This is a genomic window from Acinetobacter sp. AG1 (genome assembly GCF_001005525.1).
In the GTDB taxonomy this organism is placed as follows: domain Bacteria; phylum Pseudomonadota; class Gammaproteobacteria; order Pseudomonadales; family Moraxellaceae; genus Acinetobacter; species Acinetobacter modestus.
The window spans coordinates 77,027-99,480 of sequence record NZ_LBMZ01000114.1; the positions used below are offsets into that span (position 1 = coordinate 77,027).

At 39.4% G+C, this 22,454-nt stretch carries 20 protein-coding genes and 1 pseudogene; 11 read left to right on the forward strand and 10 right to left on the reverse strand.

Translation table 11 applies throughout. The annotated features are described in order from the left end of the window. Positions 1-291: 291 nt before the first annotated feature. Positions 292-1,590 (reverse strand): serine hydrolase domain-containing protein, encoded by a 1,299-nt coding sequence (locus AAV96_RS11065; RefSeq protein WP_004659226.1) that lies wholly within the window; start codon positions 1,588-1,590, stop codon positions 292-294. A 239-nt stretch (positions 1,591-1,829) separates the two neighbouring features. Here AAV96_RS11065 and rpsO point away from each other — a divergent pair, with 239 nt between their 5' ends. From rpsO to AAV96_RS11085, 4 genes are all read left to right on the forward strand, one after another. Beyond that, complete coding sequence (rpsO, locus tag AAV96_RS11070; RefSeq protein WP_004637724.1) at positions 1,830-2,099, forward strand: 30S ribosomal protein S15; 270 nt, start codon at positions 1,830-1,832, stop codon at positions 2,097-2,099. A gap of 258 nt (positions 2,100-2,357) precedes the next feature. Continuing rightward, complete coding sequence (gene pnp / locus AAV96_RS11075) at positions 2,358-4,448, forward strand: polyribonucleotide nucleotidyltransferase (protein ID WP_171062387.1); 2,091 nt, start codon at positions 2,358-2,360, stop codon at positions 4,446-4,448. Between the two features lie 256 nt (positions 4,449-4,704). Beyond that, positions 4,705-6,027 (forward strand): dicarboxylate/amino acid:cation symporter, encoded by a 1,323-nt coding sequence (locus AAV96_RS11080; RefSeq protein ID WP_004659222.1) that lies wholly within the window; start codon positions 4,705-4,707, stop codon positions 6,025-6,027. 140 nt (positions 6,028-6,167) lie between these two features. Beyond that, positions 6,168-7,391, forward strand: coding sequence for a magnesium transporter CorA family protein (locus AAV96_RS11085; protein ID WP_004659220.1), 1,224 nt, complete (start codon positions 6,168-6,170; stop codon positions 7,389-7,391). A gap of 29 nt (positions 7,392-7,420) precedes the next feature. On the opposite strand, the gene AAV96_RS11090 is transcribed toward AAV96_RS11085, so the two are convergent. From AAV96_RS11090 to AAV96_RS11115, 6 genes are all read right to left on the reverse strand, one after another. Then, a complete protein-coding gene (locus AAV96_RS11090; protein ID WP_004659218.1) occupies positions 7,421-7,747 on the reverse strand; it encodes a chaperone modulator CbpM in 327 nt (108 codons plus the stop codon). Positions 7,748-7,758: 11 nt separating this feature from the next. Then, a complete protein-coding gene (locus AAV96_RS11095; RefSeq protein WP_046739342.1) occupies positions 7,759-8,703 on the reverse strand; it encodes a DnaJ C-terminal domain-containing protein in 945 nt (314 codons plus the stop codon). A 141-nt stretch (positions 8,704-8,844) separates the two neighbouring features. Beyond that, a complete protein-coding gene (locus AAV96_RS11100; protein WP_046739343.1) occupies positions 8,845-9,456 on the reverse strand; it encodes a LysE family translocator in 612 nt (203 codons plus the stop codon). Between the two features lie 113 nt (positions 9,457-9,569). Beyond that, positions 9,570-10,445, reverse strand: coding sequence for an Hsp33 family molecular chaperone HslO (locus tag AAV96_RS11105; RefSeq protein WP_046739344.1), 876 nt, complete (start codon positions 10,443-10,445; stop codon positions 9,570-9,572). 119 nt (positions 10,446-10,564) lie between these two features. After that, complete coding sequence (locus AAV96_RS11110) at positions 10,565-12,382, reverse strand: cation:proton antiporter (RefSeq protein ID WP_046739345.1); 1,818 nt, start codon at positions 12,380-12,382, stop codon at positions 10,565-10,567. Positions 12,383-12,503: 121 nt separating this feature from the next. Beyond that, entirely contained in the window at positions 12,504-14,744 is a 2,241-nt protein-coding gene (locus AAV96_RS11115) for a primosomal protein N' (RefSeq protein ID WP_046739353.1), read from the reverse strand. A gap of 146 nt (positions 14,745-14,890) precedes the next feature. On the opposite strand from AAV96_RS11115, the gene gspF reads away from it, so the two are divergent. From gspF to AAV96_RS11130, 3 genes are all read left to right on the forward strand, one after another. Continuing rightward, entirely contained in the window at positions 14,891-16,096 is a 1,206-nt protein-coding gene (gene gspF, locus AAV96_RS11120) for a type II secretion system inner membrane protein GspF (RefSeq protein ID WP_046739346.1), read from the forward strand. A gap of 23 nt (positions 16,097-16,119) precedes the next feature. Then, complete coding sequence (gspG, locus tag AAV96_RS11125) at positions 16,120-16,656, forward strand: type II secretion system major pseudopilin GspG (protein WP_046739347.1); 537 nt, start codon at positions 16,120-16,122, stop codon at positions 16,654-16,656. Positions 16,657-16,919: 263 nt separating this feature from the next. After that, positions 16,920-17,264, forward strand: a complete 345-nt coding sequence (locus tag AAV96_RS11130) for a hypothetical protein (RefSeq protein WP_046739348.1) — start codon at positions 16,920-16,922, stop codon at positions 17,262-17,264. Between the two features lie 51 nt (positions 17,265-17,315). Here AAV96_RS11130 and AAV96_RS11135 read toward each other — a convergent pair whose 3' ends face one another. Continuing rightward, complete coding sequence (locus AAV96_RS11135; protein WP_046739349.1) at positions 17,316-17,579, reverse strand: DUF2798 domain-containing protein; 264 nt, start codon at positions 17,577-17,579, stop codon at positions 17,316-17,318. Positions 17,580-17,865: 286 nt separating this feature from the next. Between AAV96_RS11135 and AAV96_RS17995 the strand changes: the two are divergent. After that, a pseudogene (locus tag AAV96_RS17995) lies at positions 17,866-18,155 on the forward strand (tRNA-binding protein). Between the two features lies 1 nt (position 18,156). On the opposite strand, the gene lnt reads toward AAV96_RS17995, so the two are convergent. After that, complete coding sequence (gene lnt, locus AAV96_RS11140) at positions 18,157-19,716, reverse strand: apolipoprotein N-acyltransferase (protein WP_046739350.1); 1,560 nt, start codon at positions 19,714-19,716, stop codon at positions 18,157-18,159. Next, positions 19,713-20,552, reverse strand: coding sequence for an HlyC/CorC family transporter (locus AAV96_RS11145; protein WP_004659203.1), 840 nt, complete (start codon positions 20,550-20,552; stop codon positions 19,713-19,715). Before AAV96_RS11145 ends, lnt begins: the two co-directional genes overlap by 4 nt. Before the next feature lie 175 nt (positions 20,553-20,727). Here AAV96_RS11145 and tusA point away from each other — a divergent pair, with 175 nt between their 5' ends. The 3 genes from tusA to AAV96_RS11160 all read left to right on the forward strand — a co-directional run bounded on the left by tusA (position 20,728) and on the right by AAV96_RS11160 (position 22,407). Further along, positions 20,728-20,985 (forward strand): sulfurtransferase TusA, encoded by a 258-nt coding sequence (tusA, locus tag AAV96_RS11150; RefSeq protein WP_005162798.1) that lies wholly within the window; start codon positions 20,728-20,730, stop codon positions 20,983-20,985. Positions 20,986-20,988: 3 nt separating this feature from the next. Next, positions 20,989-21,585, forward strand: coding sequence for a LysE/ArgO family amino acid transporter (locus AAV96_RS11155; protein WP_046739351.1), 597 nt, complete (start codon positions 20,989-20,991; stop codon positions 21,583-21,585). A gap of 324 nt (positions 21,586-21,909) precedes the next feature. Further along, the gene (locus tag AAV96_RS11160) at positions 21,910-22,407 is read left to right on the forward strand and encodes a hypothetical protein (protein WP_227505847.1); all 498 of its coding nucleotides are present in this window, start codon (positions 21,910-21,912) and stop codon (positions 22,405-22,407) included. Positions 22,408-22,454: the final 47 nt, after the last annotated feature.

The following is a 22,454-nucleotide window of genomic DNA, read 5'->3' on the forward strand; positions in this document are numbered from 1 at the left end:
ATTTTTCTGTATTATTAAGTTAAATGTTATACAGACCTGTACGTTTTTGCTTACATAGAGATAAGAAAAATGCTATTTTTCTCCACAATTAGTTCTGACAGAATAGTCGGTATAAAGAAGATACACACTCAAAGCAAAAACATAAAAAGTGATGTGTGAAATACGTTCAGAGGGTCTGAAAGTAGCTTAATAAGAAACATAAAAAATAATAATAGAAAAATGAAAAGAACCTTGAATAACGCGCAAAAGCCCAAGTCTGACTTGGGCTCTTTTTTTTGCGCATCAAATGAATTAGACGATGTCTGCTTCGTGTCGATCTGTTGCAAATAATGAACGACGTTGATTCTTTGGAATCTTAGGGCAGTTTGTAGAGATTTGATATAATGTTTTGGCAAGAGCAGGGAGGTGTGTCCCAACGACAGATTTTCCTGTTGTAAGCAACGATACACTAATATCACGCTCTGGATCTGCCCAACATAAAATATTAGAAAAACCAATGTGCCCAAAAGCCTGGCCAGTCATTGGACCAAATAAACCGACTGGATTACTACCAAGCATTGGACCTAACGCATAACGCATTGGCGCGAGTAGGGTACGGTCTAGGCTTGTTCCTGATGTTGGTAGGGTTGAGCGAAATACAGTTTTTGCGCTCATGATCTCTTTACCCTGATATTCACCACCGCTGAGTAACATTTCAAAAAAACGACCAACTTGTTCAGCGCTGGTATAAATGTTCCCAGCAGGACAAATCGTATCCATGAAACGAGTATCGTTGGTTACATCCACTGCAAGTTGTAAACCACCACCGAGTACATGATTAAGATAATGGTCTGTACCTAAACTTGGGTGAATTCCTGTGGCATAGTTTAGTGCAACATTGTCTCGATATTCTGGTTTCAAACCATAGTTGAAATAATCCAGCCCCATTGGTTTTTCAATATTTTCAGCCAAAAACTCACGTACGCTTTGTCCAGTTACACGCTGAACGATTTCACCTAGGATATAACCAGCGGTAACAGCGTGATAAGCAAGATGTGTCCCTGATGGTGAAACAGGTTTAGCTGCGCAAAGTACTTTTAAGATTTCTTCTTGGTTAAATAAAAGTTCTGGTGTGACTTCTGTATCAATGCGTGGAATCCCGCCACGGTGAGAAAGCAAATGGAAAATCGTGGCACGACGTTTACCATTGACCCCATATTCAGGAATATAGTAGCTAATCGGATCGAGCAGATTCAAATCACCGCGTTCATCCAACATATGGATTAGCATGGCGGTCACCATTTTAGAGGCAGAGAATAAGCAGACAGGTGTATCAGGCGTACCAATTTTTGCATCCGCAGCTAAGCCATCTGGGGAGTTGCCCTGTGCATAACCAATACTGCGGTTCAGTAAGATTTGTCCTTGACGTCGCAAACATAATGTAACGAGTGGATAGTTTCCTGTTTTATACAGGCATTCAACGCTATTCCAGATCTTTTGGATCTGCTTTTCAGTCATTCCACCCAATTCAGCTGCAACTTCATCTTTTGAGCGAATCACTTGATTTAAGTCATTTGGTACATAACAAGTATTGGTTGATAAAATTTTCACGATTCCCTCGCAATATTTTCGTTTTCTTTCGTCTCTGTCATAAATTGAAAACAGATATACGATAGTGTGCCTATTTTGTTCAATGCTGTCAGCTGCCGAAATGCCAGCAAAGTTAAAACATTTTTGCAATATGGTGATAGATCACTTAAAATAGGCGACTTGCTGTAGTGATGCACGGCAGTCAGTTGCTTGCAACTGATCATTATCATTTTATTTTTTAAGCATCTCGGAGAAATCGAATGGCTTTAACTAACGCAGATCGCGCAGAGATCATTGCTAAATTTGCTCGTGCAGAAAACGACACTGGTTCACCTGAAGTACAAGTTGCTTTATTGACTGCTCAAATCAATGATTTGCAAGGTCACTTTAAAGAACATAAACATGACCACCACAGCCGTCGTGGTTTGATTCGTATGGTTAACCAACGTCGTAAATTACTTGACTATTTAAATGGTAAAGATCACGGTCGTTATGTTGCTTTGATCGGCGCATTAGGTTTACGTCGTTAATTCGATTTTACTTTGTTTTCGCTATTTCGCATGTTGCAATGCTTTATCGCTGAAAAGAGAGTTTCACCTAATTTAGTTTAGGTGATTTTAGAAGGGGCGCTTGTTCGCTCCTTCTTTGTGTTTAACTTTTATGTAAAAATTTTTGATCTAGTGCGATGGCTTCTAAGCTTTGTCATTTATCTACACATGAGTTGTAGTCTGAATGCCAAACCTTAGGGGTCTCACTAGAATAAAACTAGGAAAATATAATACATGTCAATGTTTAATATCGTTCGTAAAGAATTCCAATTTGGTCAGCACCAAGTTGTTTTAGAAACGGGTCGTGTTGCACGTCAAGCAAATACAGTTTTAATCACAATGGGTGGTGTAACTGTACTTGTTGCGGTTGTTGCACAGCCAAAAGCAAAAGCGGGTCAAGACTTTTTCCCGTTAACTGTTAACTATCAAGAAAAACAATATGCGGCGGGTCGTATCCCTGGTGGTTATGGCAAGCGCGAAGGTCGTGCATCTGAAGCTGAAACTTTAATTTCTCGTTTGATTGACCGCCCAATTCGTCCATTGTTCCCAGAAGGTTATTTCAACGAAATCCAAGTGACAGCAACAGTTGTGTCTTCTGACAAAACGATGGATGCTGATATTGCTGCAATGTTAGGTACATCTGCTGCATTGTCGATTGCGGGTACACCTTTCCGTGGTCCAATTGGTGGTGCACGTGTTGGTTTGATCAATGGTGAATATGTTCTTAACCCAACGCTAGAACAACTTGCACAATCTGATCTTGATCTTGTAGTTGCAGGTACAGAATCAGCAGTGTTAATGGTTGAATCTGAAGCAAAAGAACTTTCAGAAGACCAAATGTTAGGCGCAGTACTTTTCGGTCATGACGAAATGCAAATTGCTGTACAAGCAATCAAAGAATTTGCTGCAGCTGTTGGTGCGAAAGAGTCTGAGTGGGTTGCTCCAACACACAACGAAGAATTACGTGCGAAATTAAAAGAAGCATTTGAAGCAAAAATTTCAGAAGCGTATACGATTGCGGTAAAACAAGAACGTTATGCAGCTTTAGATGCACTTTATGCAGAAGCAAAAGCGCAATTCGTTCCTGAAGAAGATGTTGATGGCATCGCTGATGAAGTTGATTTCTTATTCGAAGATCTTAAATACCGTACCGTACGTGACAACATCTTGTCTGGTAAGCCACGTATCGATGGTCGTGACACCAAAACAGTTCGTGGTATCGACGTTCAAGTGGGTGTATTAGGTCGTGCTCATGGTTCAGCATTATTTACACGTGGTGAAACACAAGCACTTGTAACTGCAACTTTAGGTAACACACGTGATGCATTGATGGTTGATACCTTAGCGGGTACGAAAACTGACAACTTCATGTTGCATTATAACTTCCCTGCTTACTCAGTAGGTGAAACGGGTCGTGAATCAGGTCCTAAGCGTCGTGAAATTGGTCACGGTCGTTTAGCGCGTCGTGGTGTACAAGCGGTTCTTCCACCTGTTGATCGTTTCCCTTACGTACTTCGTATCGTATCTGATATTACTGAATCAAACGGTTCATCTTCTATGGCGTCTGTTTGTGGTGCATCTCTTGCACTTATGGATGCAGGTGTTCCGCTTAAAGCACCAGTTGCAGGTATTGCAATGGGCTTAGTGAAAGAAGGTGAGCGTTTTGCAGTTCTTTCTGACATCTTAGGTGACGAAGACCACCTTGGTGATATGGACTTTAAAGTAGCAGGTTCTGCAAACGGTATTACTGCGCTTCAAATGGACATCAAGATCGAAGGTATTACTGAAGAGATCATGGAAGTTGCATTAAACCAAGCTTTTGCTGGTCGTATGCATATCCTGAATGAAATGAATAAAGTCATTTCACGTGCTCGTGCAGAAATTAGTGCTAATGCGCCGACTTTCGAAGTGATTAACATCAATCCAGATAAGATTCGTGATGTGATTGGTAAAGGTGGTGCTACCATTCGTGCCATTACAGAAGAGACCAAAGCTGCGATTGATATCGAAGACAATGGTACAGTTCGTGTATTTGGTGAGACTAAAGCTGCTGCTCGTGCTGCGATTGCAAAAATCCAAGCACTGACTGCTGAAGTTGAGCCAGGTAAAATCTACGACGGTAAAGTGATTCGTATCGTTGAATTTGGTGCGTTCGTAAATATCATGCCTGGTACGGATGGTTTACTTCACATTTCACAAATCTCAAATGAGCGTATTGCGAATGTGACCGACGTGTTAAAAGAAGGTCAGGAACTAAAAGTACAAGTTGCTGATGTCGATAATCGTGGTCGTATTAAGTTGACAATGAAAGATATTGAGCAAGCTCAATAATAGCAATACTTTTGCTTAAAAAAAGCGCATTGTTTTTACAATGCGCTTTTTTATTAACTAGATGAAAATTATAAATATAAATTGGCGAAACAATAAACATAAAATTATTTTATATTAGACATTAGTCGAATGCTTAAAATGTGAGGATTACAATTAACGTAGAATTCCCCAAATTTCCGCTCCTGCCTGTGTTTATAAGGTTTTAGATAGACAGTCGGAAGTCTATTTGTTATCCCAATATGAAGGAATATTACACATGCATATCGATCATGCCGCCACAGGTCAAGATGACCAGCAGCCACCAAAGAAACCCAAGTTTTATCAAATTCTTTACGTACAGGTCATCTTTGCAATTGTTGCAGGGATATTGTTAGGTCATTTTTTTCCTGAATTTGGTGAAAGCTTAAAACCGCTTGGTGAAGCCTTCATTAAAATGGTGAAAATGATTATTGCACCCGTAATTTTCTTGACTGTTGTAACAGGGATTGCTGGGATGAAAAATCTCGGCAGCGTTGGACGAGTTACGGGTAAAGCGATGATTTACTTCCTGACCTTTTCAACATTGGCGTTAGTCGTCGGGTTAATTGTTGGGAATGTGATTCAACCGGGTCATGGATTAAATATCGATCCAAGTACATTACACAGCACTAAAGTTGATGAATATGCAGCTAAAGCACATGAATCAACTATTACAGGTTTCTTGATGAATATCATCCCAGATACATTGGTGAGTCCATTTGTATCAGGCCAAATTCTTCAAGTTTTGTTTGTCGCAGTCTTATTTGGTTTGGCACTTGCTAAATCAGGCGATTTAGGCCGTCCAATTACTGACTTCTTACAACAATTAACCAATCCTGTATTCACTTTAGTGGGCATGTTGATGAAGTTTGCACCTATTGGTGCATTTGGTGCGATGGCATTTACCATTGGCGCTTATGGAATTAGTTCGATTGGGAACTTGATGTTATTAATCGCAACCTTCTACATTACCGCATTACTTTTCGTTATTGTTATCTTGGGTGCAGTCGCTCGTTATAACGGTTTTTCGATTATCGACCTGATCCGTTATATCAAAGATGAACTGTGGTTGGTTCTTGGTACAAGTTCATCAGAAGCAGCACTCCCATCATTGATGGCGAAAATGGAAAAAGCAGGCTGTGAAAAATCGGTTGTGGGTTTAGTAATTCCGACAGGGTATTCATTTAACTTAGATGGTACCAATATTTACATGACATTGGCGGCATTATTCATTGCACAAGCATGTAATATTGAATTGACACTCACTCAACAAGTGACAATTTTATTGGTGGCTATGCTCAGTTCTAAAGGTGCTGCGGGGATCACGGGCGCAGGCTTTATCACTTTGGCTGCAACGCTTTCTGTTGTTCCTGCGATTCCAGTCGCGGGGATGGCGTTGATCCTTGGTATTGACCGTTTTATGTCTGAATGCCGTGCTTTAACCAATTTAGTTGGTAATGCTTGTGCAACAATTGTTGTTGCAAAATGGGATAAGGCGTTAGATAAAGAGCAACTCGACCAAGCCTTAAAACATGGTGTGGTACTAAACAAAGAAGTTTAATACTACCTAATTTGGAAAAGCCTCGATGCCTCGCATACGAGGCTTTTTCATGTCATTTGATTTTGATAATAGAATAAACATAGCTTTTTATTGTGCTTCATGGCAGCATTTCTATAGATTTTCAAACTTATCTTGACTCTATGCAGCTTTATTATTTTTATCGTCATAACAGTGAAAATACGATTTTTATTAGCGTGGAACAACAAACAGAACATACGCTTGAGTTTTTATGGGTTGATAGTTTGAGACAGGATTTGGTTAATCATACCGATTCTTGGCAAAAAAATATTTATGAGCATACAGGTGTGGTGCTTAACGAATTTCATATGCGCGATTTACTCAATATTGAACATCCTTGTGCCTTTGATACAGTTGAAGAATATGACCTATTAGTATTTCGGAAATTGATCAGTCCAGACGATCAAATTTATGAAAGTGACAATGCTTTAGAATCTCATGAAAGTATTTTTGGCCTAGCGACTACACCGATGAGTTTTATTCTAACGCCGAATATTTTGGTGAGTGTGAGGGAGCAGGGGAATAAAGCAATCGAAAGCTATATTCAACGTATTCAAGTAATTATGGGTCGTCCGATTGCTGAACAAAATAAGCCGAGAAAATTAGCCAGCACACCTGCCGATTTATGCTTGCGTTTGCTGAACAGCATGATTGATGGCTATTTGAATTTACGTACGCCCTTGACCCGTCGTGTTGAATATTGGCAACAGCAACTTTTGCAGGGCAATCGCCGTTTTAAACAGTGGCATCAATTGTTTCATGAAGATATGGCTTTCCAGCAAATTGAAAATTTATGTGAGGAACAAATAGAGACCTTGCAGGAGTTCCGAGATGAACTGGTGGATAATTATCATCATGTGATGGGGGAGCATAAGCATAAAAATCAAGACATTCTCTTGGTTCGTCTCAATGATTTAATGAGCCATGTAGAGCGTGTTCAAAAACATACCTTGCGTTTAAGAAATGCGATTCAATCGGCGATTGATTTACATTTTTCAGCTATTGCGAATCAAACCAATGAAAATATGCGTATTTTGGCAATTATTACGGCAATATTTGCCCCTTTGACCTTATTAACAGGGATTTATGGGATGAATTTTGAATTTATCCCAGGGTTAAAGTCACCTGTTGGTTTTTGGATTATGCTTGCAGTCATGCTAATGAGCACAGTGGTACTGTTGTACTATTTTTACCAGCAACATCTGGTGGGGCGGGGCGAACGTAGTGTGATTGATTTATTGGCACAACAGCATAAACAACGAAATGTAAATTTACTTTGGTTCTTAGACTATGAACCAATTAAGCAAACACTTAAAGAAGTAGAGAAAATGACTAAACTTAAATAAAGCGTTTAGTCATATATAAAGATGTTGCCTTAGTGAAAATGTTTGAGCTGTTTACGCAGTTGCTGTACTTCATCAATCAGATCCAACATCACCGCAACTGCTGATAAGCTAGCATCGAAGTCACGTTGTAAACGATAAGCTCGACGTGCTCGGGCTACATCTTCACCAATAAACTGATAACTTTGTGGATCGACTTGGATTTGTAAAATTTCATAATCAATCAGTTTTAAAACCCAATCCGTACTTTGGCCACATGCTTCTGCAAAGTGTTCGAGATCAAGTGCCAATTGTTCATCAATAATTTCAACTTGGCAGTGACCGTCATATTGAATTTCTTTGTATTGAATAGTTGTCATGATCTTACTCCTTATGAGGCACGAGGTCTGAATGAAGCAAAGGCATCTGCAAACTGTTGATAAGCCTGTTGCTCTTGTTCACTGTGTGCTGGTGGTAAAACAATATTAATAATTAGATATAAATGCCCTGAGGTTTTGTTTGGTATTCCTTTATCTTTTAGACGTAATTGTTGTCCATTCTTAGCATTTTTAGGTAAATTGACCTTGAGTTGCCCTGCGGGAGTATTGACTTCAATGCTTTGTCCTAGAGCTGCTTCCCACGGAGTTACATCAATAGTTTGATAGACATCAGCTCCTTCAATACGAATGCGGTCGGTATTTTTATATTGGATTTCAATATAAAGATCACCATTTTCGCCGCCATTGATACCACTTTGTCCTTGACCATTTAAGCGAATTTGCTGACCTTCTTTCATTCCTTTTGGAATCTTAACCTGCAAGGTTTTTCGCTGGACTTCAGGCTCACCATAGACGTTATAAGTTGGAATTTGCAAGGTAATCTGTTGGGTTGAACCGTGATAGGCAATATCTAAATCGACTTGAATACTGGCATGCTGATCTTCACCCCGATAGCTACGTTGTTGACGTTGCGAACGTTGTTGTCCGCCACCAAAACCTGAGCCAAATCGACCAAATAAATCCTCAAAGTCACTAAAGTCAGCGCCTTCACCTGAGCTTTGGCGATAGAACTGTGAACCGTCAAACCCATTTGGATTGCCTTGTCCAAAATTAGAGAAACCTTGTGGATGATCTAACATCTGATCGTATTCAGTTTTTTTTGTAGCGTCACTCAAGGTGTCATAGGCGACATTAATCGCCTGCATTTTAGCTTCCGCATCGGTTTCTTTGCTCACATCAGGATGATATTTACGTGCTAGTTTTCGATAAGCTTTTTTAATTTCATCTGCTGAGGCATCTCTTGAAACACCTAACTCTTCATAATAATTTTTTGCCATGATCTTAAATATAATAATGAGATGTTTCTTTCATTATGAAACGAATCCAAGAGATTTCAATGGATTCGATTGTATAAGAGTTGTTTTGTTTAGCTAAAAGCTTAGAGTAAGTATTGGTGCTTTCGGTTTTCTAAGATCACTTTAGATAAAGGTTTCAATCAGCCCATAGACTGCAATCAACATGAGCAGAGCACCACACAGACCTAGAATCTTTGGATAGATTCTGCTTTGAGAGAGACGACTGAAGAACAGATAGACTAAAGACAAGGTTAAGAAGTCCAAAATGATCCATGTGAACGTAAGTAAGCTTAAACTGAAATTGATGTTCGGAGAGAGATGAATAAACTGTGGGAAAAAAGCCGAAAAGAAAATAATATCTTTTGGATTGGAAATTCCCACTAGAAAGCCTTTTTTAAAGCCTCCGCTTTGTGTGGATACGGTTTGAATGGTGGTTGGGTGTGGTGCCTGAAGCACTTCTTTAATAATGCTATAGCCTAGATAGGCAATATAAAGGCAACCTAATATACGAATGGCTTTTAGGTAGTTCTCATCAATCGTGAGAAAGCCTTTGAGAATGAGTACAGAAATAAAAATTAGGATTAAAGACGCGAAATTGGTACCAAAAATAGTTTCTAATGCTTTTCTATAACCGCCTTTCAGACCAGCACTCGCCACTAAGATCATTACGGGGCCGGGGGTAGCAATCAAGACAATAACGCTAATAATAAAAAAGAAATATTCGAAGTAATTCATAAGTCAAAATTAAGGTCTATGTTATTGGGAGATTTGAACATTGTTCTATCGGATAGACCTTAATACAAAATAAAAAAAGACGGAAGCCCGTCTTTTTTTATTTTACTTTTCAATTAACTTAAATGTTCACCAAATAAGCCTAAAGCTTCTTCTGCACTAAACTCGTAACGTGTATTACAGAATTGGCAATCCATCTGGATTGGATTTTGTGCTTCTAGTGTTTCATGAACTGCATCCACACCAATTTGAATCAAAGCGTGGGCACAACGTTCCTTTGAACAGGTACAACCGAACTTTAACTGCTCAACTTCAGGTAAACGAACTTCTTCTTCGTTATACAAACGATAGAGAATTTCATTGGCTGAAAGATCCGTCAATTCCTCGGGTTTAAGGGTTTCAGTCAACATGGTCAAACGAGGCCATAGGTCTTCATCAACCAACTTTTGTTCTTCTTCATTATTACGAGGGAGTAGTTGGATTAATAAACCACCTGAACGTTGACCATTTGTTGCCAATACAATATGTGTTGGAATCTGTGCAGACAAATCATAATATTGCGTTAAGCAACCTGCTAATGTCGGTTGATCAAATGGTACGATACCTTGGTAGCGTTCGCCGTGTTCAGGTTCAATATTGATGAACAATACTGGATTGCTAAGCGCAGCAAGCACGGTACGACTATCTTTGCCTTCTGTGAAGCGCGGATCTTCTTCATAATCTGCGAGCGCACGAACTTCACCTAAATGATTGCATTCGGCCATAGCCCATTTAAATGTTCCACTTGCTTGAATTTGTAAGCTAATACGACCACGAATCTTGAGTGTACTTGCAAGTAAGGCGGTTGCACTCAGCATTTCACCCAAGAGACTTTGTACCGCAGGCATATATTCACGTTGCGCCAAAATGGTTTGTAGTGCTTCTTCCAAATGAACCACTTCACCACGAACAGGGCAGTCTTCGATAAAAAAGCGTTGGCGTAAATCAGACATATTTTTCTCCAGTGCTCCTTCGAGGGAGCGCAAAGCAACGCTTTGCTTTGTAACGCACTTCAGACTTTATAAAGAGGTGCATGGTTATGCAGTCAATAATGGTGTCAGTTTGCCAAAACTCAAGATGTTTCATTGAGTGATTTTGCATCACTTTGTGTGTTTTGATCATTGCTCGCACGATCTAAAATCAAAGTTTTTGTATTTGCAAATAAATACTCAAGCTCGGCAATAGCACTTGGATGGTTTTTAATGATCTCTTGTTGATTAGAATTCCAATGTTGCTGGATAAGCCATTCATCTTCTTGTTTAAAATGCATCATCAAATTTTGTGCTTCATCTTCGGAAAGACCTGTTTCAACCAAGGCTTGCTGCGCCATACTTAACGCAGATGCATAGGTTTCACGCCAAATCTGTGAGATACCTAAATCATTAAGTAATCGTGCATGATGACGATCTCGAGCACGAACCAAAATGGTTAAATCTGGATAATTTAAACGCAGATGTCGTGCTAGATTCATACTGTCTTCGACATCATCAATCGCAATAATCAGTAGCTTGCAGTATTCAATACCTGTAGCGCGTAGGTTTTCGATTTGTGTAACATCGGCATCAATAAAATGATGTCCATATTGTTCAATAAAGTCAGCATCAGGTTGGTTGCTATCAATCACGTTAAAGTGTTTGCCTTGCGCATGTAAAGCACGTGCAATGACTTGCCCAAAACGGCCAAATCCAATAATAAGAATTGGATGTTGTGGGATATCAGCATCAGCCACAGCGACTTTATTTTTTTGTAGCATCGGTAAAATTTTCCGATTAAACAGCGCGTAAAGTAAAGGTGTGAATAGCATCGAACCCAAGATAATGAGAAATGTCGGTGCTAATAATTCTGTGCTAAGTAAATTTTCGCTTTCAGCTAGCTTGAGTAGAATTAAACTGAGTTCACCACTTTGTGCCAAGCTTACGGCAAATAAGGTACTAAATTTAGCATTCCGTTGTTGATAATAGCTGATCGCACCTATCACAACTGCTTTGATTAAGACCAGTGCAAAGATTGAACCTAGAATCAAGAGTGGAGATTGGCTTAAAGGTGTCAATGAAAGACCTAAGCCAATCGCCAGAAAAAACAAGCCTGTCGCCGCATCTTTAAAGGGTTCGACAATACGTTCAACCTCAACTTTAAATTCAGTCTCAGCAAGTAAAAGTCCAGCTAAAAATGCAGCAATCAAAATATGAAGATTTAAAATATCCATAATCAGGATGACTGAAAGCAGGATAAATAAACTGAGCACAGGAATGAGATGAAGACTTTTTTTATGTGCTAAGAAACGAAATATAGGACGAACTAAATAACGATTGGCTAAAAATAGGCCTGAAATCGTAGCGATGAGCGCTGCAAAATAGGCGATTCCGTGTCGAGTAGAGGCTGTGTCTTCTAGTAAAGGAAAGAGTGCAATCAGAATGATGGTAATAAAAGCCTGAAATTGTAAGGTGGCTAAAGTAGCTTGTTCTAATTTATGGTTGCTCTGTTGTTTTTGTTGGAGTAGTTGTTGTGGAAGAATCAACGCGGAGAGCGCTAAAGCACATCCGAGAATCATACTGTGCAACACTTGATCAAACAGTAAGAAATATGCTCCAACTAGAAGGATCGTGATGATGAAGTATTGTAGGCCACTATTTTTTAGGATGCCTCTGCGTTCTCCCCACAGTTTTAGCGGGCGAAAAGCAAAGCCAATAAAGAACATCACGGCAATCATACCGAAATGCAGCAGTTGATTAATCAGTTTAGTATCTTCAATCAAACCAGAAATGCTAGAACCAAGTAAAAGCCCTGCTATCAGATAACCTAAAACAGTGGTGGAGGCATAGCGTTTTGTCAAAGGAACAAAAATTAAAGCCGCAGCCAGTAAAAAAATAATCGGGAGCAGTAAAGACATTGAATGCCTCAATTTTTCTATTTTATCTAGACTAACTCAAATGAAGCGCCTGTAAAAATATGATCTGCAAAGATGATATTCGGAAACGCCCTTGGTCATTTGAATCAACGGACGTTTAGCTTTAACTAAACTCTTGTGGATCAACATCGATAGAGAGTCTGAGCAAATGCTGACGTGGTAAATGTACCACTTGTTGCCACCATTGACGTAAATAAAAGTGCAGCTTGGCGCGATCAGTTGATAAAATCACCATATGCGCGCGATAACGACCAGCTTTACGTTCCATCGGTGCGGGAATTGGTCCCCAAATATCAACTAAATCTCCAGCCATTGTCCGTAATTGTTGTGCAATATCTGCCAAGAATTGTTGGCTATAATCTCTGTCTTTAGATTCAACCCGAACCAATACTGCATAACGATAAGGTGGCAGCAGGGCAATTTTGCGATCAGCCAGCATTTGTTTGGCGACAGTACGATAGTCATGTTCAATTAATGTGGTCAGCATAGGATGATCTGGACGCAAACTTTGCAAATAAACACTGCCTTTATGCTCGCCACGACCAGCACGGCCAGCGACCTGCACAATCAGCTGTGCGGTTCGCTCAGGTGCACGTGGGTCAACACTGAGCAGTCCTGCATCAATATCTAAAATCGCGACGAGCGTCACATGCGGAAAATGATGGCCTTTTGCCAGCATTTGTGTGCCCAACAAAATGCTCGGTTTATTTTGCTGAATGCGATCATAGATTTTTTGCCAGCTACCGACTCGACTGGTGCTGTCACGATCGACCCGAATCACTTCATTATGTGGAAATAGCTCCTGTAAATGTTCTTCAAGTTTTGCTGTTCCTGCTCCAATAGTTTTTAAGCTTTGTTTCTGACAGGCAGGACAATGATCAGGCAGGCGATTGATGGTGCCGCAATGATGACAATGCAAATAATGGTAGGGCTGTGAATGCAAAGTAAAATTCGCATCGCAATGTGGGCAGTTGGCTTGCCAACCACAGCTTTCACACATCAGGATCGGTGCATAACCACGTCGATTTAAAAAGATCAGCACCTGTTCTTTACGTTCTAAAGTATGTTTGATCTGTTCGATGAGCGTTTGGCTGAGACCATGCTTCTTTTTTGCGACTTTTAAATCCACCACATACATTTTCGGCAGTACAGCGACGCCTGCACGCTGATTCAACTCAAGCAGATGTAACTTGCCCGATTCCACCAAGTGATAACTGTCAATACTTGGGGTGGCTGAACCGAGAATAACAGGACAGTTCTGTAAATAACCACGATACAACGCCACATCGCGGGTATGGTAACGGAAACCTTCTTGCTGCTTAAAGGAGAGGTCATGCTCCTCATCCAGAATGATTAAGCCCAAATGCGGCAGTGGGGTATAGATTGCTGAACGTGTGCCAATAATGATCGATGCTTTGCCCGTTTGTGCATGTTGCCATGCTTGTAAACGTTTTGAGTCATTTAAGCCTGAGTGCAGTAAAGCCACATCACAATGGAAACGTGACTTAAAACGGGCGACCGTTTGCGGCGTCAGGCCTATTTCAGGCACCAGCACCAATACTTGTTTGCCTTGTTTTAACACCTCATGCATGACTTGCAAATAAACTTCAGTTTTGCCACTGCCGGTCAAACCATCGAGTAAAAATGCCTGATAGTGATGTTGTGCTTTGAGGATCTGTTGAATGGCTTTCTTTTGATCTTCGTTCGGTGTCAAAGGCACTTGAGCCAGTTGCACAGGTGTAGGGGTGAAATCATGCGGTTCTAGACAGCATTCAACCAAGCCCTTTTTCTCCAAGGCTTTTAGGGTTGAGGTTTCTACACCACTTAGATTGAGCACATTTTCAGTTGTGCCATTGGGATGCAGTTTGAGAACCTGATAAGCATCATATTGTTTTTGTGAACGTTTTAATAAGGTATTGGGATCATCATGGGGAATGATCTTCCATAAATGAAACAGAATATCCAAGGCACGCCCTTGTCTTAATAAAGTAGGCAGAGCGCTTTGCATCACTTCACCAATCGGGAATTGGTAATATTGTGCTGACCATGTCAACAAAGTTAAAACTTGTTGATCTAGAATTGATTCCTGATCGAGTAATTCTGTGATGGCCTTAAGTTTGAATTGCCCTATAAATGCTTCGTTTGGGTCAACTTTTTCAGTAATGATTCCTACGAGATTTTGCCGTCCAAAAGAAATGGCAACGCGTGCACCGATTTGAGCTTGTGCGTATTGTCCAGCACTGACCGTATAGTCAAACGTGTCGTATACATAAACGGGTATTGCAACTCGAATACGGTACAAAATAGCGTTAGAATTTTGGCTAGGCATATAGGCTTCATTCATGGGTAAAATGGCATGACTGCATGTCATGGAATTATGCTAAAGTGCGAAGTGTTATGTCGATGAATTTCTTGTGAAACTCTCAGGTTTCATTTCAAACACGGATGCAACTGTAACAACAACTATTTTGGGACAATTAGAACAGAACCATGCCTGCTTATCAATTTACTGCGCTTGATGCCTCAGGAAAGCAACATAAAGGTGTGCTGGAAGGGGATTCTGCACGCCAAATTCGTCAACAGTTACGCGATAAAGCATGGACACCCATTGCTGTCGATGCAGTTGAGCAAAAAGACAAACAGCAACAACGCTCATGGTTTAAAAAAAGCTTTAGTGCCTATGATTTGGCATTAATGACCCGCCAGCTTTCTGTGCTAGTTGCAGCTGGTATTCCATTGGAAGAAGCCTTGCGTGCAGTGAGTAAGCAAAGTGAAAAATCACATGTCCAAAATTTATTAATTGCCGTACGATCCAAGGTTTTGGAAGGACATTCACTGGCGAAAAGTATGCAGCAGTCGGGGCGATTCCCTGAACTGTATATTGCAACTGTTGCTGCGGGTGAGCGTTCAGGCCATCTTGATCTGATTCTAGATCAGCTTTCGGATTACACCGAAAATCGTTTTGCCATGCAAAAGAAAATTCAGGGTGCGATGATTTATCCGATCGTACTGATGTTGATGTCTTTTGGGATTGTGATGGGCCTGATGACCTACGTCGTGCCTGAAATTGTCAAAACCTTTGAACAAAGTAAAGAAGCCTTGCCTTGGATTACAGTTGCTTTGATGAAAGCTAGTGCCTTTATTCGACATACGTGGTTGGGCATGCTTATTCTGGCCTTTATTGCGGTGATCTTGTTTACCCGTTTTTTAAGAACGACTGCAGGGCATTATGCATTTGACCGATTAACACTCAGATTGCCACTATTTGGTAAACTTTCACGTGGTATAAATGCGGCGCGTTTTGCCAGTACTTTGTCGATTTTAACCCGTTCAGGTGTGCCTTTGGTTGAGGCTCTACGTATCGGTGCTGAAGTGAGTAATAACTGGGTGATACGTGATGCGATTGAGGTCGCGATGGAGCGTGTAACAGAAGGTGGTAATTTAGCAACACAATTGGAGCGTTGCGGTTATTTCCCACCAATGATGGTACAAATGATTCGAAGTGGTGAAGCGTCAGGTGAACTGGATCGCATGTTGGACCGTGCATCCACGATGCAGGATCGTGAGGTGACGACCTTTATTTCTACATTACTGGCCTTGCTTGAACCTTTGATGCTGATTTTTATGGCGGCAATTGTATTGGTGATTGTGATTGCGGTAATGTTGCCAATTATTAATATGAACAATATGATCTGATGAGTAAGATGTAAGAGATGAATATGAATAATTTAATAGATAAACAAAATGTTGGACGTAGCTTGAATGCTTCTACCCTTGCGGAATCTTGTAACTCAGAGCATAGCTCTTCGTCTTGCGCTCGGACAAAGTTTCACTTTGTTAATCCTCGCTCAGGATTTACCCTCATTGAGGTGATGGTTGTTATTGTAATTCTAGGTGTTTTGGCTGCATTAATCGTCCCGAATGTGATGGGACGTGGAGAAAAAGCCAAAGTTGATACAACCAGTATTACACTCAAAGGTGTTGCTGGTGCTTTGGATCAATATAAGCTCGATAATGGTCGTTATCCATCGATGCAAGATGGTGGTTTAGATGCTTTGGTCAACAAACCTGCGGCTGCTAAAAACTGGTTGCCAGGTGGTTATGTTAAAGGTGGTTATCCAAAAGATAGTTGGGAAAATGATGTTCAATATGTGATTCCGGGTCGTGAAGGTCGCGCGTTTGATTTATATTCGTTTGGTGCGGATGGTAAAGAAGGCGGTGAAGGCAATGATGCCGATATTTATTACCAGCCATAATGTTTGAATAAAATATCACTTCATTTTTTTGATTAAATAAATCAAGAGTGAAGTGATAATGTTTACTGATTAATAATTTTTATTTAAGTTTTTGAAAAATATATAAAAATAAAATATAAACTATGTGGGATTTATAATAAGAATTATTCCCATACTTAATGGTTACAAGAAACAATGAATTATGTAGGTAAATAGACTTTTCCTTTAAATCAAAGCTTTGCATAATAAATTCAGACCATTTAAATCAGGTATGGAGAAATGAGATGAAAGCATTTTTTATGTTGGATGAGCTGAATCAGTTTCATTGGACAATGCTTAAATCTGTCTTACTGATTTTAATGTTATTGCCGATTACACAAGGGGCTTTAAGTTTGTGGCAAGCCACGGAAGGAAGTAGTCAAATTATGATTGGCTTTTTTGCATTGAGTATGTTGAGCGCATGGCTTGTGCTGTGTTTTTTAAGCGCATTAAAAACCACTGTTTGGAATAATGATGAGACCATTTCTCAATATGAGCAGCTTATGTTTAAAGCCTATCGCTATATTCCAATGTTGTTTTTATCCAGTTTAGTGGCTTATTTATCGGTTCAAGTCTCGATTAATTTCTAAGCCCAATATATTCAAAAAACGTAGACCAAGATCTACGTTTTTTGTCTCAAATTAAGTCGGTTGAACCAGTAGTATGGTTAATTTACGCACAACAGGTAATACCAATAGCAGTACAGGAAATGCAATCAACCAAGAAATCCCCCATGCTGACATCCACGTCGCAGAAGAAAATTGTTCAAAACCCATACTTCTGAGTGTACTAATACAAGACACGATAAAGGTCATAATAATTGATAAGAAGAAGGGTAAAACAATAGATGCGTAACGATTTGGAATCTTTTGAAAACTAAAAGAAGAAGATTTTGAACTCTGCATTTTTTACTCCGTAAACCAACAAACGCCAGTCCCTTATCAAAGATAAAAATATCTTGATCAAATAGCTCCACGCTTTGTTGGAGATATGTTGGCACGTTGATTGACGTAAACGTTTACGGCTTTATGATCAGCAAAATTAATTTAGCATGAAGCTGCTCAATTGAAAATGAAAATAAGCGTATTTATTGATGGGCACAAACTGATTATGCTTCATGCAAACATGAAATAAAAGAAGGGATATATGCAACAGATTGAGTAGAATGATTTTAGCAAGGTTGAATTACGTGTGGGTAGAATCATTCATGCAGAAGCGTTTAGGGAAGCTCGGAAACCTACTTATATTTTACAACTCGATTTTGGCGAAGAGTTGGAGATCTGAAAATCCAGTGTACAAATTACCAAGCTATATCAGCCTGATGATTTGATTGGAAAATTGGTTGTTGCTGTGAATTTCCCGAAAAAACAAATTAGTCCGATTCAATCAAAGTGCTTGGTGACGGATTTTCATAATCAGGAAGGGATGTTGTGCTTTGTGTCCTAGAGTTTAATGTTCCTCTAGGCACAAAGTTATTGTAATTTATCGACGGGATTTAAACGAAATATCAACTTTACGTGGGCGATAAATCCATCCCATTACTAACAATAATAGTGAGAAAATCAAGATTGGATAATCACTCAAACGATTATATAACGTTTGCCCTTGCATAGCAGGCAAATCACCACGTAATACAAATTCCTGATCTAAAGGAGCTTGTTTCACAATGTGCCCATTGTGATCAATAAATGCAGTTACACCAGTATTAGTCGCGCGAATAAACCAACGACCATTCTCTTTGGCACGCATTTGTACCATTTGTAAATGTTGCCAAGGACCTGCTGTACCTGTAAACCAAGCATCATTTGAAACAGTAATTAAAAAGTCACTATTCATCGCATTACGACGGGTAAGGTTTGGATAAGCTACTTCATAACAAATGGCAGCAGCAAGTGCATGTCCTTTGATGGTTAGAGGCTTTTGATTGGCTTCCCCACGTGAAAAGCCACTCATACTAATATCATTTTGCATCGCAGGCAGCACCCATTTCAGCATTCCTGAAAGAGGAATATATTCGCCAAATGGAACAAGACGTTGTTTTTTATACAAGCCATGCGAGTCACTGCCTGACGCCATAATACTGTTGTAATATAAGGGTTCACCCACTTGTTGAGACTTTGGCATATCCCAGTAAGGGATTCCAGTCACCCAAGCGCTATCTGCCTTTTTTGCTTGAATATCCATTGCTTTTAAAAAGTCTGGAATATCCGTTTGAAATAAGGGAATAGATGATTCAGGCCAAACGATGAGATCACGCCCCCATTCCGCACGGGTTAAAGTGGCATAGATTTCTAAAGTTTTAATCTGATATTCAGTCAACCATTTCAGATCTTGCGGAATATTCCCTTGAATTAGTGAAACACTCAGCGGTTTAGCTGCTTTAGGCTGCACAAATTGAATCAACCCAGCACCCCATGCACCCGCTATCAGTAGCGCAGAAGGAATAGCCCAGAACCAACGGCGATTTAAAACCTCGACCAAGGCACAAGCCAAGACAATCACAACAAAAGAAACAGCATAGACACCAAATAAAGGGGCATAGCCATCGAGTAAGCGTTCAGTGAAAGCATAGCCTGCAAATAACCATGGAAAACCTGTGAATACCCAAGTTTTCGCCCACTCAAATAATACCCAGAGTGGGGCGAAGGTTAACGGTGTTTCTGGGAAAAAGCGACGGTACAGCCATGTTTGAAAAGCTGTAAATAAACCCATTGCTGCTGCCATAAAGGCAATCATCAAAATGCTTAAAAATGCATTGGTATCACCATAAGTATGGATAGAGGTGTAGAGCCAAAAGGCGCCGACAAACCATAAACCAAAACCATAGGCCCAACCCAGCGCAAAAGCTTGGCGTGGGGTACGTTGACGTAATACAGCATATAATAGAGCCGGTGATAGAATCGCCAGCCACCAAAAATAATAAGGTGCTAAAGCTAAACTAAAGATTGCACCTGAAATGAGTGCAATCAAAAGGGGAAAAATAAAGGGTAACTGTTTTTGCGGTTGAGAAGTTTTTAACAGCTTTTCAAAATAGGCTCTCATTGACGTACAGCTCGAATCAGATGAATAGTGCGTGCATCTGCTTCAATAATGGTAAATTGCCAATCTCCAAGCTCAATGGTTTGACCTTGTAAATCGCTCACTAAACCAATCTCTTGCAGCAGTAAACCGCCCATAGTTTCAACTTCATCATCAGAAAAATCTGCATCTAAAATTGTGTTGAAATGTTCAATTGGTGTAAGTGCCTGCACAATCCATGTATTGGCTGTAGTTGGATCATTGTCAGGTACGATATATAGCGCTTCTTCATCGGCAATATCGTGTTCGTCTTCAATTTCACCAACGATCTCTTCGAGAATGTCTTCAAGGGTGACTAAACCAGAAGTTGAACCATATTCATCGATGACAATCGCAATATGTGTTTGGGTGTTTTTTAGCATACGTAACACTTGGTCTGAACGTGCACTTTCAGGTACAAACACAGGTTGGCGCATCAGAGAGCGAATATCGACTTTGACATTGCGCTCAGTCAAAAAAGGCAAAAGATCTTTTGCTAATAAAATACCAACAACATTATCACTTTGATCTGCTGAGAACACTGGGAAACGCGAATGTGCTGAATCAATCAGGACATCTAAAATATCCAATAACTGATCATCTTCTTGTAAGCTGATGATTGCAGTTCGAGGCGTCATGACTTCCCGAATTTTTGTTGCTGGTAGATCGAGAACACCCTCAAGCATAGCAACAGTATCTGGTTCTAAAAAACGACGTGAGTCTTGAACTAACCTGAGTAATTCATCGCGGGTTTCAGGTGCAGTACCTAACCATTTTCTTAAGCCACGCATACCCCACGACGGACTGGATTCCTCGACCATGATCTTTCCTAAAGACTCTCTATATCAATTAGATGATTTTCATCATACCGAAGAAAAAGCGGATATGCATCAATAAAACGATGCGAAAAATGTACAGTTTTTCAAAAAGCTGTTGATGATTTTTATCGACTTACTTTATGTTAAAATGTGAATATTAAAATATATGAGTATGATGATGTCCGAACAACCTCAACTTCCCACTGTTCAACTTAATACTAGAGGTTTACGTTGTCCTGAGCCTGTAATGATGTTGCATCAAGCGATTCGTAAAGCAAAATCAGGTGATATCGTCGAGGTCTTTGCTACAGATCCTTCTACATCTTGGGATATTCCTAAGTTTTGTATGCATCTTGGGCATGAACTATTATTAAAAGAAGAAAGTCTTGATGAAAACAGTCACACCGAATATCGTTATTTAGTTCAAAAAGGCTAAGTTTTGTTTTCTACATATTTCTCAGGTCTACTTTTAGGTTTCTCTTTAATTCTAGCAATTGGTGCACAAAATGCTTTTGTACTGAAGCAGGGCTTATTGAAACAATACGTTTTTTGGGTTTGCTTAGTTTGTGCGTTATCTGATGCAGTTTTAATTTGTTTTGGCGTATTCGGTTTTGCATCAATTCTGAGTCAGCAGATTTGGTTGATTCAGGTGATGAAATATTTTGGTGCCGCTTTTTTACTGATCTATGGTCTACGTAGTTTTTATAATGCGTACAAGGCTGATACAGGTTTAGTTGCCTCTGATCAACCTACGACAAGTTTGGTACAAACTTTGATTTTGTGCCTCAGCTTTTCTTGGCTCAACCCACATGTTTATTTGGATACAGTGGTGTTGTTAGGTTCTATTTCTGCCCAATACCTTAATAAAACTGCTTTTGCGATGGGGGCTGTTTCAGCATCTTTTATTTTCTTTTTTAGTTTGGGCTTTGGCGCTCGTTTGTTACGGCCTTTTTTTGCTAACCCTAAAGCATGGAAAATTCTTGATGTGCTGATTGGTATTATTATGCTTATCCTTGCTGCTTCTTTGTTAATCTAATATTTGTTGAAAAGTGTATTAATTTTCTATTTAAAATATATGTGAATTGCATTTAGGGTGAAAAAAAATATATGTTTTTAATATACTAAATATATAATTCATCTGTAAGTGATACTAAATGATTGTGGAATTATAATGATTTTTATTTAAATATAATGCTTTGATGTGACAAATATTGCCACAAAAGTCTCATTAATGTATGTGAAAATAAATGCATAGTAGACAGGCGTACTATATTGTAATTAACAGTAATATTTGTATAATTTTTATAATCTGTCTCTTGTGTTAAAGAAGAAAATGTTTTATTGGGCTTTGTTCGGACTAATGTTGTCATCCATTATCTCTTCTTTTTTACTAGGAGGGTATTTCCTATTTTTTAATAAAGATTACTTTTTTTTAATCATTGGTATCTTGCTTCTATTTTTGGGTGTTTTAATTTTCTTAGAATCTGAAAATTTGAAATATAGTTCGCTTCGTAAAAAGTTTAAAGAAAGTGATGGTGCATTCCCTAAAGAAAACAAACTGATTTCATCGATCCTTCTGCTAGATGAGCTTGGTGGAAAAATCGGTTTTAAAAGAAGGTACAAATGGCAGTATAAAGATCGTGAAGTCTTTATTGTGATTGCTTATAAGACCTATTCGATCTATTACGACTCTGAAGTTTTATATAAGAAAACCTTCTCTAAAACAGTTGTGTTTAAATCAGGACCTTGGGTAAATGAATTTAACGAATATGTAAAATCGTTAAATACTGAGAAGAAAATTCCTTTAGCTAAAGATCTAACAAAAGAACAAAAAATTTACGAAGAAATAAGTTTTTAAGTTTATTACTTAGTATAAAACCAATCTTTAAGGTTGGTTTTTTTATT

Excerpts from the sequence above, each read along its gene's own strand:
- AAV96_RS11100 (WP_046739343.1), bottom strand. The coding sequence starts at position 9,456 with ATGAATTACTTCGAATATTTCTTTTTTATTATTAGCGTTATTGTCTTG.
- AAV96_RS11080 (WP_004659222.1), top strand. The coding sequence starts at position 4,705 with ATGCATATCGATCATGCCGCCACAGGTCAAGATGACCAGCAGCCACCA.
- rpsO (WP_004637724.1), top strand. The coding sequence starts at position 1,830 with ATGGCTTTAACTAACGCAGATCGCGCAGAGATCATTGCTAAATTTGCT.
- AAV96_RS11135 (WP_046739349.1), bottom strand. The coding sequence starts at position 17,579 with ATGCAGAGTTCAAAATCTTCTTCTTTTAGTTTTCAAAAGATTCCAAAT.
- AAV96_RS11115 (WP_046739353.1), bottom strand. The coding sequence starts at position 14,744 with ATGAATGAAGCCTATATGCCTAGCCAAAATTCTAACGCTATTTTGTAC.
- gspG (WP_046739347.1), top strand. The coding sequence starts at position 16,120 with ATGAATAATTTAATAGATAAACAAAATGTTGGACGTAGCTTGAATGCT.
- tusA (WP_005162798.1), top strand. The coding sequence starts at position 20,728 with ATGTCCGAACAACCTCAACTTCCCACTGTTCAACTTAATACTAGAGGT.
- AAV96_RS11160 (WP_227505847.1), top strand. The coding sequence starts at position 21,910 with ATGTTGTCATCCATTATCTCTTCTTTTTTACTAGGAGGGTATTTCCTA.
- pnp (WP_171062387.1), top strand. The coding sequence starts at position 2,358 with ATGTTTAATATCGTTCGTAAAGAATTCCAATTTGGTCAGCACCAAGTT.
- AAV96_RS11110 (WP_046739345.1), bottom strand. The coding sequence starts at position 12,382 with ATGTCTTTACTGCTCCCGATTATTTTTTTACTGGCTGCGGCTTTAATT.
- lnt (WP_046739350.1), bottom strand. The coding sequence starts at position 19,716 with ATGAGAGCCTATTTTGAAAAGCTGTTAAAAACTTCTCAACCGCAAAAA.
- AAV96_RS11085 (WP_004659220.1), top strand. The coding sequence starts at position 6,168 with ATGCAGCTTTATTATTTTTATCGTCATAACAGTGAAAATACGATTTTT.
- gspF (WP_046739346.1), top strand. The coding sequence starts at position 14,891 with ATGCCTGCTTATCAATTTACTGCGCTTGATGCCTCAGGAAAGCAACAT.
- AAV96_RS11090 (WP_004659218.1), bottom strand. The coding sequence starts at position 7,747 with ATGACAACTATTCAATACAAAGAAATTCAATATGACGGTCACTGCCAA.
- AAV96_RS11145 (WP_004659203.1), bottom strand. The coding sequence starts at position 20,552 with ATGGTCGAGGAATCCAGTCCGTCGTGGGGTATGCGTGGCTTAAGAAAA.
- AAV96_RS11105 (WP_046739344.1), bottom strand. The coding sequence starts at position 10,445 with ATGTCTGATTTACGCCAACGCTTTTTTATCGAAGACTGCCCTGTTCGT.
- AAV96_RS11095 (WP_046739342.1), bottom strand. The coding sequence starts at position 8,703 with ATGGCAAAAAATTATTATGAAGAGTTAGGTGTTTCAAGAGATGCCTCA.
- AAV96_RS11130 (WP_046739348.1), top strand. The coding sequence starts at position 16,920 with ATGAAAGCATTTTTTATGTTGGATGAGCTGAATCAGTTTCATTGGACA.